Source organism: Streptomyces sp. NPDC044704, from assembly GCF_056433525.1.
The window spans coordinates 16944-31410 of the sequence record NZ_JBWKGY010000017.1 but is presented as its reverse complement, the minus strand read 5'-3'; the positions used below and the strand labels follow the sequence as shown (position 1 = coordinate 31410).

Sequence of the window (14467 nt, the reverse complement as noted above, 5' to 3'; positions counted from 1 at the left end):
CTAAAGCGGCCGCGCGCCCGGGGGTGCCGTACGGGTCTGCGCCCCCTCCCGCACCGCGCTCAGCAGGGCGTTCGCCCGGGGCGAGGCCGCCAGTTCCTCCAGGGTCAGCGGCCGGCCCGAGGCGTCGGCGACCGGCAGCCGCCAGTTGGGGTACTGGTCCCAGGTGCCCGGCAGGTTCTGCGGCCGCCGGTCCCCCACCGCGTCGGGGAGCCACACGCCGACCAGCCGGGCGGGGGTGCGCAGCAGGAAGGCGTACAGGGACCGCACGGCCGCTTCCTCGTGGCCGGTGTCCAGTCCGAGCCGCTCCAGCACCTCCAGCCAGCGCGCGGTGTCGGCGGCGTCCTCGCCCTTCTCCACCTCCAGCGGGCGGGTCAGCAGGCCGAGCCGGTCCCGCAGTTCGACGTGTTCCCCGGCCAGTTTGGCCGCGGTGGGCGGCAGATCGTGGGTCGTGGCGGTGGCCAGGCAGTCCGCCCGCCACTGTTCGGGCTCCAGCGGCTCCCCGTCGCCCGCCCAGTCCCGCTCGAACCACAGCACGGAGGTGCCGAGGATCCCGCGCCGGGCCAGCGCCCGGCGGACCCGCGGCTCCACCGTCCCGAGGTCCTCGCCGACCACCACGGCCCCGGCCCGGTGCGCCTCCAGGACCAGGACGGCCAGCATCGCCTCGCCGTCGTAGGAGACGTACGTGCCCTCGGCGGGCGCGGCTCCCTCCGGGATCCACCAGAGCCGGAACAGGCCCATGACGTGGTCGATGCGGACGGCTCCCGCGTACCGGAACACCGCCCGCAGCAGGGCCCGGAAGGGGGCGTACGCGGTCCCCTCCAGGACGTCGGGCCGCCAGGGGGGCAGCCCCCAGTCCTGGCCGCGCGCGTTGAAGGCGTCCGGCGGGGCGCCGACGCTGATGTGCCGGGCGTGGTACGGGCCGAGGAGGGAGTCCGAGCCGTCGGGGTGCACGCCGACGGCCAGGTCGTGCACGATGCCGACCGTCATCCCGGCCTCACGGGCGGCCCGCTGGGCGGCGGTGAGCTGGGTGTCCGTCAGCCAGACCAGCCAGCGGTGGAAGTCGGCCCGCTCCTCGGGGTCCTCCCCGGCCCTGGACGCGCACCAGGCGGCGTGCGCGTCCAGCTGACCGTCCTGCTCCGCGCGGAACTCGGCGTACCCCGCCTCCCGGGCGGGGCTGCGCGGGACGGTGTACAGCAGTTCCAGGGCGGCGCGCTTGAGGGCCCACACGGCGTCACGGTCGATGAGGGCCCCCTTCTCCAGTACCTCGCGGCGCAGCTCCGCGCCCCGGGCGGCCAGTTCGGCGAGGGCGTCGCGGTCCGGGCAGTCGGCGTACTCGGGGACGTCCTCGATCCGCAGGTGCACCGGGTCGGGGAAGCGGCGCGAGGAGGGCCGGTACGGGGACGGGTCGGTCGGGGTCCCGGGGACGGCCGCGTGCAGCGGGTTGACCTGGATGAAGCCGGCGCCGTGGGTGCGGGCGGCCCAGCGGGCGAGCTCCGCGAGGTCGCCGAGGTCGCCCATGCCCCAGGAGCGCTCGGAGAGCAGGGAGTACAGCTGGACGAGCAGCCCGTGGGCCCGCCCGGGCGCGGCCGGGGCGCGCTCCGGGGCGACGATCAGGGTGGCGGCGGCCGTGCGCCCGTCGGGCAGCCCGGCGGTGAGGCGGTGCACGCCCAGGGGCAGTTCCGCGGGCTGCCCGGAGGCGAGTCCGTGGGGCGGCCGCCCGTCGCCGGCTTCCCACACGAGGGGTTCGGGCCCCTCCTCCGGGTCCACCCGGATCCGGGTGCCGGAGGGCAGTGCGGTCAGCGGCGCCGGGGCGGGCTCCCCCTGCCAGAGCACGACCGTGGGGGGCAGTGCCCGTCCGGCCCGCTCCAGCCCGTCCTCCTCGGCCATCGCCCGGACGGCCTCGGGGGTGTCGACGGGCACGCCGAGCAGGCCGAGGACGGCCCTGACGGTGGTCTCGGGCACCGGGACGGTGACGTCCTCGGCCGGCTGGAAGGTGGTGGCGACGCCGTGCAGGGCCGCGAGCCGGTCGAGGTCGTCCATCGGTGTCCCTGTCTAGTAGCCCGCCCAGATCGGGGCGGGGAGGTTCGGCTCGCAGGTCAGCGGGAGCTCTTCCATGAGCGGGGTTTCGCTGGTCAGCGGCGCGTACGCGGATCCGGCCAGCGGGGGCTCACTGATGAGGGGCGTGTCCTCCGGCCCGCTGTGGACGGGCAGGTGGGCGAGCGGGGCCTTGGGTTTGGGGGTGTTCCGGGGGGTGGGTTTGGGAACGGCCGGTGCTGCGGGCGCGGCCGCGGAAGGGGCGGGCGTGACGGCTGGGCGGTGGGAGTGGGCGGGGCGCGGAGGGCGGGCGGGGAGAACGGTGGTCGCGGTACGGGCGTTCACAGGAGCACTCCTTTGCGCGGGATCGTCGGACCCGCCCATGCAACACCCCGGCGAACAACGCAGCCATACCCAGTCGGCGGCCCCGCATTCCTGGCGGATCCAGGTCAGATCACCCCACGGTCGTGGACGCCCGCGCCGCGCGGGCGGCGGGTGCGGGCCCGTCCGCACCCGCCGGGGGGACCCGGGGCGCGGGGGCTCTGCGCAGCTCAGGGGCGGGAAGCGGAGGGCGGCCGCGGCCGCCCGGGGCAGCGGGACGCGACCGGGCGGCGAGGCGCCGTACGGTCGGCCGGGCGCCCCCGCCGCGGCGGGGGCCACTACCCCGAACGGCCCTGCCGCGGGGCGCGCCGCCGCCGGGCTGGACCTGCTCTCCGGGGCTTCGCGAGAGCTCGTCGAGGGGTGCGCGGGAGCCGCGGGACCCGCCGTCGCCCCCGGGGTGCGCGGGGGCGACCGGGTCCGCGGAACGGTCGTCGGTCGGAGGCGGGAACGGGAGCGGGGGTGGCCGGCGGAGGCGGGCGGCCGCCCCTATGACGCCGCGGCTCCGATGCGTTCCAGCGCGTCGTCCGCCCCGTAGGGCTGGAGGTAGGGCATCCACCGGGGGTCCCGGTGGCCCGTACCGATGATCCGCCAGGCCAGGCCGGACGGCGGGGCCGGCTGGTGGCGCAGCCGCCAGCCGAGCTCCAGCAGGTGCCGGTCGGCCTTGACGTGGTTGCAGCGGCGGCAGGCGGCGACGACGTTGTCCCACGCGTGCTGGCCGCCCCGGCTGCGCGGGATGACGTGGTCGACGCTGGTGGCGACGGCCCCGCAGTACATGCAGCGGCCGCCGTCGCGGGCGAAGAGCGCGCGGCGGGTGAGCGGAACGGGCCCCCGGTAGGGGACCCGCACGAAACGCTTGAGCCGGACCACGCTGGGCGCGGGGACGGCTCTCGTCGCGCTGTGCAGAAAGGCGCCCGATTCCTCCAGGGAGATCGCTTTGTTCTCCAGGACGAGGACGAGGGCGCGGCGGAGCGGTACGACGCCGAGCGGCTCGTACGACGCGTTGAGGACCAGGACGTGCGGCACGGACTGCCTCCTTGTACGCCGGCGGCGCGTGGCTCGCGCCGGGACGATCTGCTCTCCAGTCTCCCCTTACGGCTGGTCGAAGCGCCACCACGCGCCCGTAACGGGTCCGAGGTGTTTTCAACCACACTGCCTTCATCCCCGGGTGAGTCTGGTCTCTCCCTCGAACACGGCAACAAGGTCGGTCCTGTGCCCCGTTAGTGTGGATGGTCTGCCCGTACACCCCGCCCCCGGATTCCGTCGGGGGACCCCCGGCGGGCAAACCGCTATGCCTGGAGGTTCCTTCCGTGCCCTCGCCCGCCACTCTGCTCCCGTTGGCAGCGACCACCACCGACGACGCCGCCGAGAGCGTGACCAACGCCGCGAGCTTCATCGAGGAGAACTGGGCCACCTGGCTGAGCATCGGCCTGCGCATCCTGCTGATCATCGTGATAGCGGCGGCCCTGCGGTCGGTGGTCCGCAAGGCGCTGACCAAGCTGATAAGCCGGATGAACTCCAGCGCCGAGGCCGTCGAGGGTACGGCGCTCGGCGGGCTCCTGGTCAACGCGGAGCGGCGCCGCCAGCGCTCGGAGGCGATCGGCTCGGTCCTGCGGTCGGTGGCCTCGTTCCTGATCCTGGGCACGGCCGCGCTGATGGTGCTGGCCGCGCTGAAGATCGATCTGGCGCCGCTGCTGGCGAGCGCCGGTGTGGCCGGTGTGGCGATCGGTTTCGGTGCCCGGAACCTGGTGACGGACTTCCTGTCCGGCGTGTTCATGATCATGGAGGACCAGTACGGCGTGGGCGACAAGATCGACGCCGGGGTGGCCTCCGGTGAGGTGATCGAGGTCGGACTGCGCGTGACCAAGCTGCGCGGCGACAACGGTGAGATCTGGTACGTCCGCAACGGCGAGATCAAGCGGATCGGCAACCTCAGCCAGGGCTGGGCGACCGCGGCCGTGGACGTGCAGGTCAAGCCCTCGGAGAACCTCGCGCACATCCGCGAGGTGGTCCAGGAGGTCGCCGACTCGCTGGCGAAGGAGTCCCCGTGGGACGAGCGCCTGTGGGGTCCGGTGGAGGTGCTGGGCCTGGACGAGGTGCTGCTGGCCTCCATGACCGTGGCGGTCTCCGCGAAGACCATGCCGGGCCAGCAGTTCTCCGTACAGCGCGAACTGCGCTGGCGGATCAAGGAGGCCTTCGACGCGGCCGGGATCAAGATCATCGGCGGTCTGCCGATGGCCGACGAGGCCGAGGAGGCCGCCGACCCGTCGGCCGCCGTCGCCGCGCCGTCGGCCCTGGCCAACCCCGCCTCCCCGCAGTCCCTGGCGACCGCCCCGATCCCGCCGCCGGCGGCCCCCGGGTCCCCGCGGATCACCAAGTAGCCGCCCGCCCCGCACCCACCCGCACTCCCGCTGCCCCGCCGGTCACCTTTCCGGCGGGGCAGCGGCATTGACACGGCTCCGAACCCAATAGGAAACTTACCTAACAGTTCACCTCGGTGAGGGAGAGAGCGCACCATGCCCGCCGCCACGCCCGGAACGCCCAGCCTGCTGCGCGCCATGAACGACCGCGCCGCCCTGGAGCTGCTGCTCGCGCACGGTCCGCTGTCCCGGACCCGGATCGGGCAGCTGACCGGCCTGTCCAAGCCCACCGCCTCGCAGCTCCTCGCCCGGCTGGAGAGCGCGGGACTGGTCGTGGCCACCGGCACCGACGGCGGCCGCCCCGGCCCCAGCGCACAGCTCTACGCCCTCAACGCCCGGGCCGCCCACGTCGCCGGACTCGACGTCACCCCGGAACGGGTCCTCGCCGCCGTGGCCGACCTGACGGGCACGGTGACCGGCAGCCACGAACTCCCGTACGCCGAGGGGACCGGCGCCGTCGAGCAGGTCACCCGGGCCCTCGACGGGGCCGTCCGCGCCGCCGGGATCGGGCTCGGCGACCTGCACCGGCTGGTCATCGCCACCCCGGGCGCCTTCGATCCGCAGACCGGCCAGCTGCGGTACGCCAGCCACCTCCCCGGCTGGCACTCCCCCACCCTCCTCGACGAGCTCGCGGCGGCCCTGCCCGTACCCGTCGAGTACGAGAACGACGTCAACCTCGCCGCCCTCGCCGAACAGCGGCTCGGCGCGGCCCGCGGACACGAGGACTTCGTCCTGCTGTGGAACGAGGAGGGCCTCGGCGCCGCCCTGGTCCTCGGCGGCAGGCTGCATCGCGGCTGGACCGGCGGCGCGGGCGAGGTCGGCTTCCTGCCCGTGCCCGGACACCCGCTGGTGCGGCAGGTCACCCGGGCCAACACCGGCGGCTACCAGGAGCTGGCCGGCGTACAGGTCCTGCCCCGGCTCGCCGCCGAGCTCGGCATCGACGCCGCGCCGCGGCCCGAGCCGGACGCCCCGCACGGGCCGCAGGTCGCCGTCGCCGTCGCCCTGCTGGAGCGGGCCGCCGCCGCGCCCGACGGCGCCCACCTGAGCTTCCTCCAGTCGTACGCCACCGTCCTCGCGACCGGTCTGGCCTCGCTCGTCGCCGTACTGGACCCGGAGATCGTGGTCCTGTCCGGGGCCGTGATCACCGCGGGCGGCGACCCGCTGCGCACGCTGCTGGAAGCCGAGCTGGCCGAGCTGGCGCCCTCCCGGCCCCGGCTCGTGACCGGCGAGGTCCGCGAGCGGCCCGTCCTGCGGGGCGCCCTCGAAAGCGCCCTGACCGCCGCCCGCGAGGAAGTGTTCGACACCTCCCGCCAGGACACCGCCCGCCCGGACACTTCCCGCCAGGACACCGCCCGCCCGGACCTGCTCCGCCAGGGCACCTCCCGCTAGCCGTCCCGGCCCGCCCGGGCAGCCCCTCCTTCCCCCCGCGTCCCACGCCGCCCCCCGGCACCCCTCATCGGAAGTTCCTCCCGCAGAGAGCGAGCCCCGTCATGCCCAGAACCGGACGTCTCACCACCGCCGCGGCCACCCTGGCCGCGATATCCGCCCTCGCCACCGCGTGCGCGGGCCAGGGCGGCGGCGCCACCGCCGACGATCCGAAGGCGGACGTCACCCTCACGTTCTGGCACGGCTGGTCCGCGCCCACCGAGGTGAAGGCGATCGAGGAGCACATCGCCCGGTTCGAGAAGGCCCACCCGAACATCAAGGTCAAGGTCACCGGCAACATGACCGACGACAAGGTCAACCAGGCGCTGCGGGCCGGCGGCGACAAGGCCCCCGACGTGGTCTCCTCCTTCACCACCGACAGCGTCGGCAAGTTCTGCCACTCCGGCGCCTTCGCCGACCTGAACCCCTTCCTCGCCAAGTCCGGGATCGACAAGACGAAGGTGTTCCCCAAGACCCTGCTGGAATACACGCAGTTCAGGGGCAACCAGTGCACGCTGCCCCTGCTGAACGACGCCTACGGCCTCGTCTACAACAAGACCGCCTTCGCCGCCGCCGGCATCGCCGAAGCGCCGCGCACCTGGAGCCAGTTCACCGAGGCCGCGCAGAAACTCACCAAGACCAGCGGTGACTCGTACGAACGGGTCGGCGTGATGCCCACCTTCCACGGCTACGAGACCGCCCCCATGCGGCTGGCCGCCCAGTGGAGCCCCGCCTACTTCGGCGCCGACGGCAAGTCGAACCTGGCCGCCGACCCGGCCTTCGCGAAGATGCTGACCGCGCAGAGGGACCTGGTGGCCAAGCTCGGCGGCTACGGGAAGCTGGAGAGGTTCCGCAGCACCTTCGGGGACGAGTGGAGCGCCGAACACCCCTTCCACCAGGGCAAGGTCGCCATGCAGGTCGACGGTGAATGGCGGGCCGCCATGGCGAAGGACGCCGGGGTGCCCTTCGAGATCGGCACCGCCCCGCTGCCCGTGCCCGACGACCAGATCGCCGACTACGGCAAGGGCTACCTCTCCGGCACCATCATGGGCATCTCCTCGGCGAGCCGGAAGCAGAACGCCGCCTGGGAGCTGGTGCGGTACATGACCACCGACACCGCCGCGGTGGTCGCCTTCGCCAACGCCATCCACAACGTGCCGTCCACCCTCGAAGCCCTGGACTCCCCGGACCTCCGCGTGACCCCCGAGTTCAAGACCTTCATCGACATCGCCCGGCACCCGAAGTCGAACACCACCCCGGCCCAGGCCGACGGCGGCACCTACCAGCTGACCTTCCAGGACTTCGCGTACGCGGTGGAGAAGGGCGACGTCGCCGACATCCCGGCCGGGCTCGCCGAGACCGACCGGCAGATCGACACGGACATCGCGAAGGCCCAGTAGCCCGATGACCCGCACCCACGCCCCCGCGGGCCCGCACGCCCCCGTCCCGGAGGCGCTGAAGGCCAGGCGCCGCCGGTCCTCGCTGCGGATCCTGGCCTTCATGGCGCCCTGGCTGATCGGCTTCTCGGTCTTCTTCGCCTATCCGCTGCTGTCCACCGTCTACTTCTCCTTCACCCACTACGACGGCTTCCGGCCGCCCGTCTTCAACGGGCCGGCCAACTGGAGCTACGTCTTCACCGACTATCCGCTGTTCTGGCCGGCCATGCGCAACACGCTCTGGCTGGTGGTGGTCATGGTGAGCTGCCGGGTCGTCTTCGGCCTCGGCGCCGGCCTGCTCATCACGAAGATCAAGACCGGCGGCGGGATCTTCCGGACCCTGTTCTACCTGCCCTACCTGGCCCCGCCCGTGGCCGCGACCCTGGCCTTCGTCTTCCTCCTCAACCCGGGCACCGGCCCCTTCAACACCCTGCTCGACGCGGTCGGCCTGCCCGCCCCCGGCTGGTTCACCGACGCCGACTGGTCCAAGCCGGCGCTGACCGCCCTCGCCGTGTGGGGCGTCGGGGACCTGATGGTCATCTTCATGGCCGCGCTGCTCGACGTACCGAAGGAGCAGTACGAGGCCGCCGAGCTGGACGGGGCCGGCGCGTGGGCCCGCTTCCGGCACATCACCCTGCCGAACATCTCGCCGATCATCCTGTTCGCCGTGGTCACCGGGGTCATCCAGGCCATGCAGTACTACACGCAGCCGCTGGTCGCCGGGAAGGTGGCCGCCGGGGTCATCGGCGGCTCGGGACAGCAGGTCGAGCCGGGCTACCCCGACAAGTCCACGCTGACCCTCCCCCAGGTGGTCTACAACCTCGGCTTCCAGCGCTTCGACTACGGCAGCGCCTGCGTCGTCGCGCTGGTCCTGTTCGCCCTCTCCATGGCCTGCACCGCGCTCCTGATGCGCCGCCGCGGCGGCCTGACCGGAGCCGGCGGATGAGCGCCCGCGACCGCAGGGCCGTCCTGCACTGGATCGCCGTGCACTCCCTCGGCGTGGCCGCCGCCCTGTTCTTCGTCCTGCCCTTCGTCTTCCTCTTCCTCACCTCCCTGATGAGCGACCAGCAGGCACTGACCCGCGACCTGTGGCCGCGCACCTGGGAGTGGGACAACTACGCCACCGTCTGGAACACCCCCGGCTTCCTGACCTGGTGGCGCAACACCCTGCTGTACGCCGGCCTCGGCACCCTGCTGACCGTGGTGTCCTCGGTGCCCGTCGCCTACGCCCTGGCCAAGTTCCGCTTCCGCGGGCGGCGGCTGTCCCTGCTGCTGGTGATCGCCATGATGATGCTGCCGCCCCAGGTGGTCGTCATCCCCATGTACCTGTTCTGGGCCCAGCAGCTGGACCTGTCCGGCACCCTGTGGCCGCTGATCGTCCCGATGGCCTTCGGCGACGCCTTCTCCATCTTCCTGCTGCGCCAGTTCCTGCTGACCATCCCCGACGAGTACCTCGACGCGGCCCGCGTCGACGGCTGCGGCGAACTGCGCACGCTGCTGCGCGTCGTCCTGCCGATGGCGAAGCCGGGCATCGCGGCCGTCGCCCTGTTCCAGTTCTTCTCCGCCTGGAACGACTACTTCGGACCGCAGATCTACGCCTCCGACAACCCGGCCGCCTGGACCCTCAGTTACGGCCTGGAGTCCTTCAAGGGCGCGCACCACACCAACTGGAACCTCACCATGGCGGCGACCGTGCTCGTCATGGCCCCGGTGATCGTCCTCTTCTTCTTCGCCCAGAAGGCGTTCGTCGAAGGCGTCACCCTGACCGGAGTGAAAGGCTGACGACCATGAAACTCGCAGTGGTGGGCGGCGGTTCCACCTACACCCCCGAACTGGTCGACGGGTTCGCACGGCTGCGCGACAGCCTCCCGGTCGACGAACTGGTGCTGATCGACCCCGCCGCCGAGCGGCTGGAGCTGATCGGCGGTCTCGCCCGGCGCATCTTCGCCCGGCAGGGGCATCCGGGACGGGTGACCACCACCGCCGACCTGGACGCGGGCGTGGCCGGCGCCGACGCGGTGCTGGTCCAGTTGCGCGTCGGCGGGCAGGCCGCCCGGCTCCGGGACGAGACCTGGCCGCTGGAGTGCGGCTGCGTCGGGCAGGAGACCACCGGCGCGGGCGGCCTGGCCAAGGCCCTGCGGACCGTCCCGGTGGTGCTGGACATCGCCGAGCGGGTCCGGCGGGCCAGCCCGGACGCCTGGATCATCGACTTCACCAACCCCGTCGGGATCGTCACCCGGGCCCTGCTCCAGGCCGGGCACAAGGCGGTCGGCCTGTGCAACGTCGCCATCGGCTTCCAGCGCAAGTTCGCGAAGCTGCTGGACCTCGCCCCCGCCGAGGTCCACCTCGACCACGTCGGCCTCAACCACCTGACGTGGGAGACCGGGGTCCGCCGCGGCGGACCCGGGGGCGAGGACCTGCTGCCGGACCTGCTCGCCGCGCACGGGGACGCCATCGCCGCCGACCTCCACCTGCCGCGGGCCGTACTGGACCGGCTCGGGGTCGTGCCCTCGTACTACCTGCGCTACTTCTACGCCCACGACGAGGTGGTGCGGGAGCTGGGCGAGAAGCCCTCGCGAGCCGCCGAGGTCGCCGCGATGGAGAAGGAACTCCTCGCCCTGTACGGGGATCCCGCGCTCGACGAGAAGCCCGCCCTGCTCGCCAAGCGCGGCGGGGCCTTCTACTCCGAGGCGGCCGTGGACCTGGCCGCGGCGCTGCTCGGGGACGGGGGGCCGCCGGTGCAGGTCGTCAACACCCGCAACGGCGGGACCCTGCCCTTCCTGCCGGACGACGCCGTCATCGAGGTGCAGGCCCGCGTGCGCGGCGCCGGCGGCTCCGGCCCGGTGCCGCTGGCCGTGCCCCGGCTGGACCCCCTGTACGCCGGTCTGGTCGCGCACGTGACGGCGTACGAGGACCTCGCGCTGGACGCCGCCCTGCGCGGCGGGCGCGAACGGGTCTTCAAGGCGCTCCTCGCACACCCGCTGGTCGGGCAGTTCGACCTCGCCGAAGGACTGACCGACCGGCTGCTCGCCCACAACAAGGAGCACCTGCCATGGGCGTGACGCCCTCCGGCGCGGCCGTGCTCGCCGTCGACGCGGGCAACAGCAAGACCGACGTCGCGCTGATCGGCGCCGACGGCGACGTCCTCGGCACCGGGCGCTCGGGGGGCTTCCAGCCGCCCCGGGTCGGGGTGGAGGCGGCCGTGGACGTCCTCGGACAGGCCGTCGCGGAGGCCGCGGAGGCCGCCGGACTGCCCCGGCTGCGGCCGGGCGCCCCGTACGCGGCCCAGGTCTCGGCGTGCCTGGCCAACGCGGACCTCCCCGTGGAGGAACGGCAGCTCGCCGACGCGGTCAGTGCCCGCGGCTGGGGCGCGGCGACCGAGGTCCGCAACGACACCTTCGCGATCCTGCGGGCCGGACTGCCCGCGGGGGACGCGCCGCGCGGGGTGGCGGTGGTGTGCGGGGCGGGCATCAACTGCGTCGGCATGCTGCCCGACGGGCGCACCGCACGGTTCCCGGCCGTCGGGATGATCTCCGGTGACTGGGGCGGCGGGGGCGGGCTCGCGGAGGAGGCCCTGTGGTGGGCGGCCCGCGCCGAGGACGGGCGGGGCGGGCCGACGGAACTGGCGGCCGCGCTGCCGGGGCACTTCGGGCTCGGTTCCATGTACGAGCTGATCGAGGCGCTGCACCTGGGTTCCCTCGCCCGGCGGCGCGTCCACGAGCTGGTGCCGGTGCTGTTCGCGGTGGCCGCCGCGGGCGATCCGGTGGCTTCCTCGCTGGTGGAACGGCAGGCCGACGAGGTGGTGGCGATGGCCGCGGTGGCGCTGGAGCGGCTCGGCCTGCTGGAGGAGGAGGTACCGGTCCTGCTGGGCGGCAGCGTGCTCGCGGCCGGGCATCCGCAGCTCAACGGCAGGATCGGGGACCTGCTGGCGCGGCGGGCCCCGCGGGCGCGGGTCGCGGTGGTCTCGGCGCCGCCGGTGCTGGGCGCCGGGCTGCTGGGGCTGGACGCGCTGGGGGCTCCTGCCGGGGCCCACGCGAAACTCCGTGCCCATTTCGGGTGAACCGGCCCCGGGGGGTGGCGGTTCTGGAACCGTGGGGGCCTCCGGGGCGTATTGACGGTGAAGGGGTCACGGGGTGCGCACGGGGGGCGCACCCAGAGGCACGGGGAGGCGTTCCGGGCCGGCTTCGACCACGGATCGCCCAAGATCGAGCACCGGGTGCTGTGGTCGGCCGCCGCTGGGGCCATACTGCTCCGGAACAGCAGGGACCGAGGGGGAGGTCACGGTGGCCATCACGACACGCGCGCCCGCGCCCGGGGGCGGCACCTCCGGGGTGCCCGCCGGGCCCGCCGCGGGCCCGCCCGCGCCGCCGGGGCGGGGTACCGCCTGGGCGGAGGGCGTGGAGCGGCTGCGCGCGGCCGCGACCACCGAGCCGGGCCGGCTGCGGATCATCGGGGCCGTACTGGCCGCGCTGATCGTGCTGTTCGGGGCGGTCGCCGTGTGGGAGGTCTCGGGCCGGGTCACCGCCGCCGACGACGTGGTGGGCCGCAGCCAGCCGCTGAGCGCGGACGCGGCGAGCATCTACCGCTCCCTCGCGGATGCCGACACGGCCTCCTCCAGCGGCTTCCTCGCGGGCTCGCAGGAGCCCCGGGAGGTCCGCCGGCGGTACGAGAAGGACATCGCCAACGCGTCCCGGCTCCTGGTCAGCGCGGCGGCCAACACCGGTGCCGGCGGGGACTCCCGCAAGGAGATAGCGCTCCTCGGCGAGCAGCTGCCCCGCTACACCGGCCTGATCGAGCAGGCCCGCGCCAACAACCGGCAGGGCCTGCCCCTGGGCGGCGCGTACCTGCGCCACGCCAACGAGCAGATGAGCACGGTGTTGCTGCCGGCCGCGCAGCGGCTGTACGAGGCGGAGACGGGCCGGCTCTACACGGACTACGACGAGGCCCGGTCCTGGCCGCTGGCCTCGACGGGGGCCGGGGTGCTGGCGATCGGCGCCCTGGTGTGGGCCCAGCGGCGCAACTACCTTCGCACCCACCGGGTCTTCAACCACGGTCTGCTGGCCGCGACCGCCGCCTCGGTGGTGGTGCTGCTGTGGCTGACGGTGGGGCAGACCGTCGCACGGTCGGGGCTCAGCGAGGCCCGGGCGGACGGGCAGGAGTCGCTGAAGGTGCTCAACGACGCACGGATCGCCTCGCTCCAGGCGCGGGCCAGCGAGAACCTGACGCTGATCGCGCGGGGCGCCGTACTGGCCGAGGACAAGAAGTCCGACAAGTACGACGTCGACTACGCGAAGAACATGCGGCAGCTGGACGAGGGGCTGGCGAAGGCGCTGCGGCTGGCGGACGACGGCAGCGGGCGGGATCCGCTCACGAAGGCCGCGGCGGGCGTGACGCAGTGGAAGCAGCGGCACGCGGCGGCCCGGGAGTCGGACATGAAGGGCGACTACGAGCTCGCCCTGCCGCAGGTCATCGGGGACAAGGACCACCCGGAGAGCAGCGGGGCGTCGTTCGACGTGGTGGACGCCTCCCTGGAGGAGGCCGTGGCCCACGAGCAGCAGGAGTTCACCCGGGCGGCCCGGAGCGGGCTCGGCGCCCTCGGCGGGCTGGTGACGGGCTCGGCGGGCCTGGCGGTCCTCGGCGCGGTGGCCGCCCTCCTCGGCATCGGCCGCAGGCTTTCGGAGTACAGGTGAAATCGATGCGGATACGGCGGATACGGGCGGGGCAGGACGGGGCTTCCGGTGCGGCCGGGACCTCCCGGGCGCAGCGCGCGACGGGCCGGCTGCGCGGCTGGGGCGGGGTGAGCGCGATGGCCGCCGCCTGCGCGGTGACGGCCGCGGCCGTGCTGCTGCCGCTCGCGCAGGGCGCGCCGGACGGCGGACGGGCGGGCGTGGTCGGCGAACCGGCCACCGTGGCGGCCGCCCCGGCCGCCCCCGCGGACACCTGCCCGGATCCGGAGGCGAGCCTGCGCCCGTCCGGCATGGACGGGCCGACGATCGAGCGGATCCGCAAGGCGGGCAAGCTCGTGGCCGGCGTGGACCAGAACAGCTTCAAGTGGGGCTACCGCAATCCGGACGGCCACCTCGACGGCTTCGACATCGATCTGGTCAAGGCCATCGCGAAGGACATCCTGGGCGACGAGGACCTGGTCATCTACCGGGCCATCCCGACCAGTCAGCGCATCCCGGCCCTCCAGGAGGGCCGTGTCGACGTCGTCGTGCGGACGATGACGATCAACTGCAAGCGGCTGGAGGACGTGGCCTTCTCCACGGCCTACTTCGAGGCCGGTCAGCAGGTGCTGGTCCCCAAGGGTTCGACGATCACCGGCTACGACGATTCGCTGAAGGGCCGCACGGTCTGCACGGCCGCCGGCTCGACGGCGGAGGCGGCCCTCAAGTCCCGGTCGTACGGTTCGGTTCCGGTGTCCGTCCCGAACCAGCTGGACTGCCTGGTGCGGCTCCAGCTGGGCGAGGTGGACGGGATCATCACGGACACCGCCCTCGCCGCCGGCCAGGCCGCGCAGGACCCGTCGGTGCAGCTCGTCGGCGCCCCCTTCACCCGCGAGTTCTACGGGGTGGCCATGAACAAGGACGCCTCCGACCTGGTGCGCCGGGTGAACAAGGTGCTGGAGGACTACCGCGCGGGCGGTGACGGCAGCCCGTGGCTGACCTCCTACCGGGAGCACTTCGAGAACGTGCTGCCGAAGGCCGCCGCGCCGCCCGCGCCCAAGTACCGGGACGGCTGAGGCCGGTGACGGAATCGAGGCCGTACGTGAGC

12 protein-coding genes are annotated in these 14467 nt (G+C 73.8%); 9 read left to right on the top strand and 3 right to left on the bottom strand.

The window, feature by feature from the left end:
* The 3 genes from AC07B0_RS30995 to AC07B0_RS30985 form a co-directional block, all read right to left on the bottom strand.
* Window positions 1-2040, bottom strand: a complete 2040-nt coding sequence (locus AC07B0_RS30995; RefSeq protein ID WP_469381678.1) for a 4-alpha-glucanotransferase — start codon at window positions 2038-2040, stop codon at window positions 1-3.
* Window positions 2041-2052: 12 nt separating this feature from the next.
* The gene (locus AC07B0_RS30990) at window positions 2053-2379 is read right to left on the bottom strand and encodes a hypothetical protein (protein WP_467294332.1); all 327 of its coding nucleotides are present in this window, start codon (window positions 2377-2379) and stop codon (window positions 2053-2055) included.
* A gap of 522 nt (window positions 2380-2901) precedes the next feature.
* A complete protein-coding gene (locus AC07B0_RS30985; protein ID WP_356878215.1) occupies window positions 2902-3438 on the bottom strand; it encodes an HNH endonuclease in 537 nt (178 codons plus the stop codon).
* Between the two features lie 203 nt (window positions 3439-3641).
* Here AC07B0_RS30985 and AC07B0_RS30980 point away from each other — a divergent pair, with 203 nt between their 5' ends.
* The 9 genes from AC07B0_RS30980 to AC07B0_RS30940 all read left to right on the top strand — a co-directional run bounded on the left by AC07B0_RS30980 (window position 3642) and on the right by AC07B0_RS30940 (window position 14435).
* Window positions 3642-4793: a mechanosensitive ion channel family protein gene (locus tag AC07B0_RS30980; protein WP_467294331.1), complete on the top strand. Its 1152-nt coding sequence runs from the start codon at window positions 3642-3644 to the stop codon at window positions 4791-4793.
* A 135-nt stretch (window positions 4794-4928) separates the two neighbouring features.
* Window positions 4929-6221 (top strand): ROK family transcriptional regulator, encoded by a 1293-nt coding sequence (locus AC07B0_RS30975; RefSeq protein ID WP_478899422.1) that lies wholly within the window; start codon window positions 4929-4931, stop codon window positions 6219-6221.
* Between the two features lie 101 nt (window positions 6222-6322).
* Window positions 6323-7657: an extracellular solute-binding protein gene (locus AC07B0_RS30970; protein ID WP_478899420.1), complete on the top strand. Its 1335-nt coding sequence runs from the start codon at window positions 6323-6325 to the stop codon at window positions 7655-7657.
* A gap of 4 nt (window positions 7658-7661) precedes the next feature.
* Window positions 7662-8639: a carbohydrate ABC transporter permease gene (locus AC07B0_RS30965; protein WP_469381671.1), complete on the top strand. Its 978-nt coding sequence runs from the start codon at window positions 7662-7664 to the stop codon at window positions 8637-8639.
* Window positions 8636-9475: a carbohydrate ABC transporter permease gene (locus AC07B0_RS30960; protein ID WP_356878210.1), complete on the top strand. Its 840-nt coding sequence runs from the start codon at window positions 8636-8638 to the stop codon at window positions 9473-9475. The genes AC07B0_RS30965 and AC07B0_RS30960 overlap by 4 nt, the downstream gene beginning before the upstream one ends.
* 5 nt (window positions 9476-9480) lie before the next feature.
* Window positions 9481-10755 (top strand): 6-phospho-beta-glucosidase, encoded by a 1275-nt coding sequence (locus AC07B0_RS30955; RefSeq protein WP_469381669.1) that lies wholly within the window; start codon window positions 9481-9483, stop codon window positions 10753-10755.
* Window positions 10746-11753, top strand: coding sequence for an N-acetylglucosamine kinase (locus AC07B0_RS30950; RefSeq protein WP_356878208.1), 1008 nt, complete (start codon window positions 10746-10748; stop codon window positions 11751-11753). The genes AC07B0_RS30955 and AC07B0_RS30950 overlap by 10 nt, the downstream gene beginning before the upstream one ends.
* Before the next feature lie 223 nt (window positions 11754-11976).
* Window positions 11977-13383: a hypothetical protein gene (locus AC07B0_RS30945; RefSeq protein ID WP_467294319.1), complete on the top strand. Its 1407-nt coding sequence runs from the start codon at window positions 11977-11979 to the stop codon at window positions 13381-13383.
* Between the two features lie 5 nt (window positions 13384-13388).
* The gene (locus tag AC07B0_RS30940; RefSeq protein WP_478899417.1) at window positions 13389-14435 is read left to right on the top strand and encodes a glutamate ABC transporter substrate-binding protein; all 1047 of its coding nucleotides are present in this window, start codon (window positions 13389-13391) and stop codon (window positions 14433-14435) included.
* Window positions 14436-14467 lie beyond the last annotated feature (32 nt).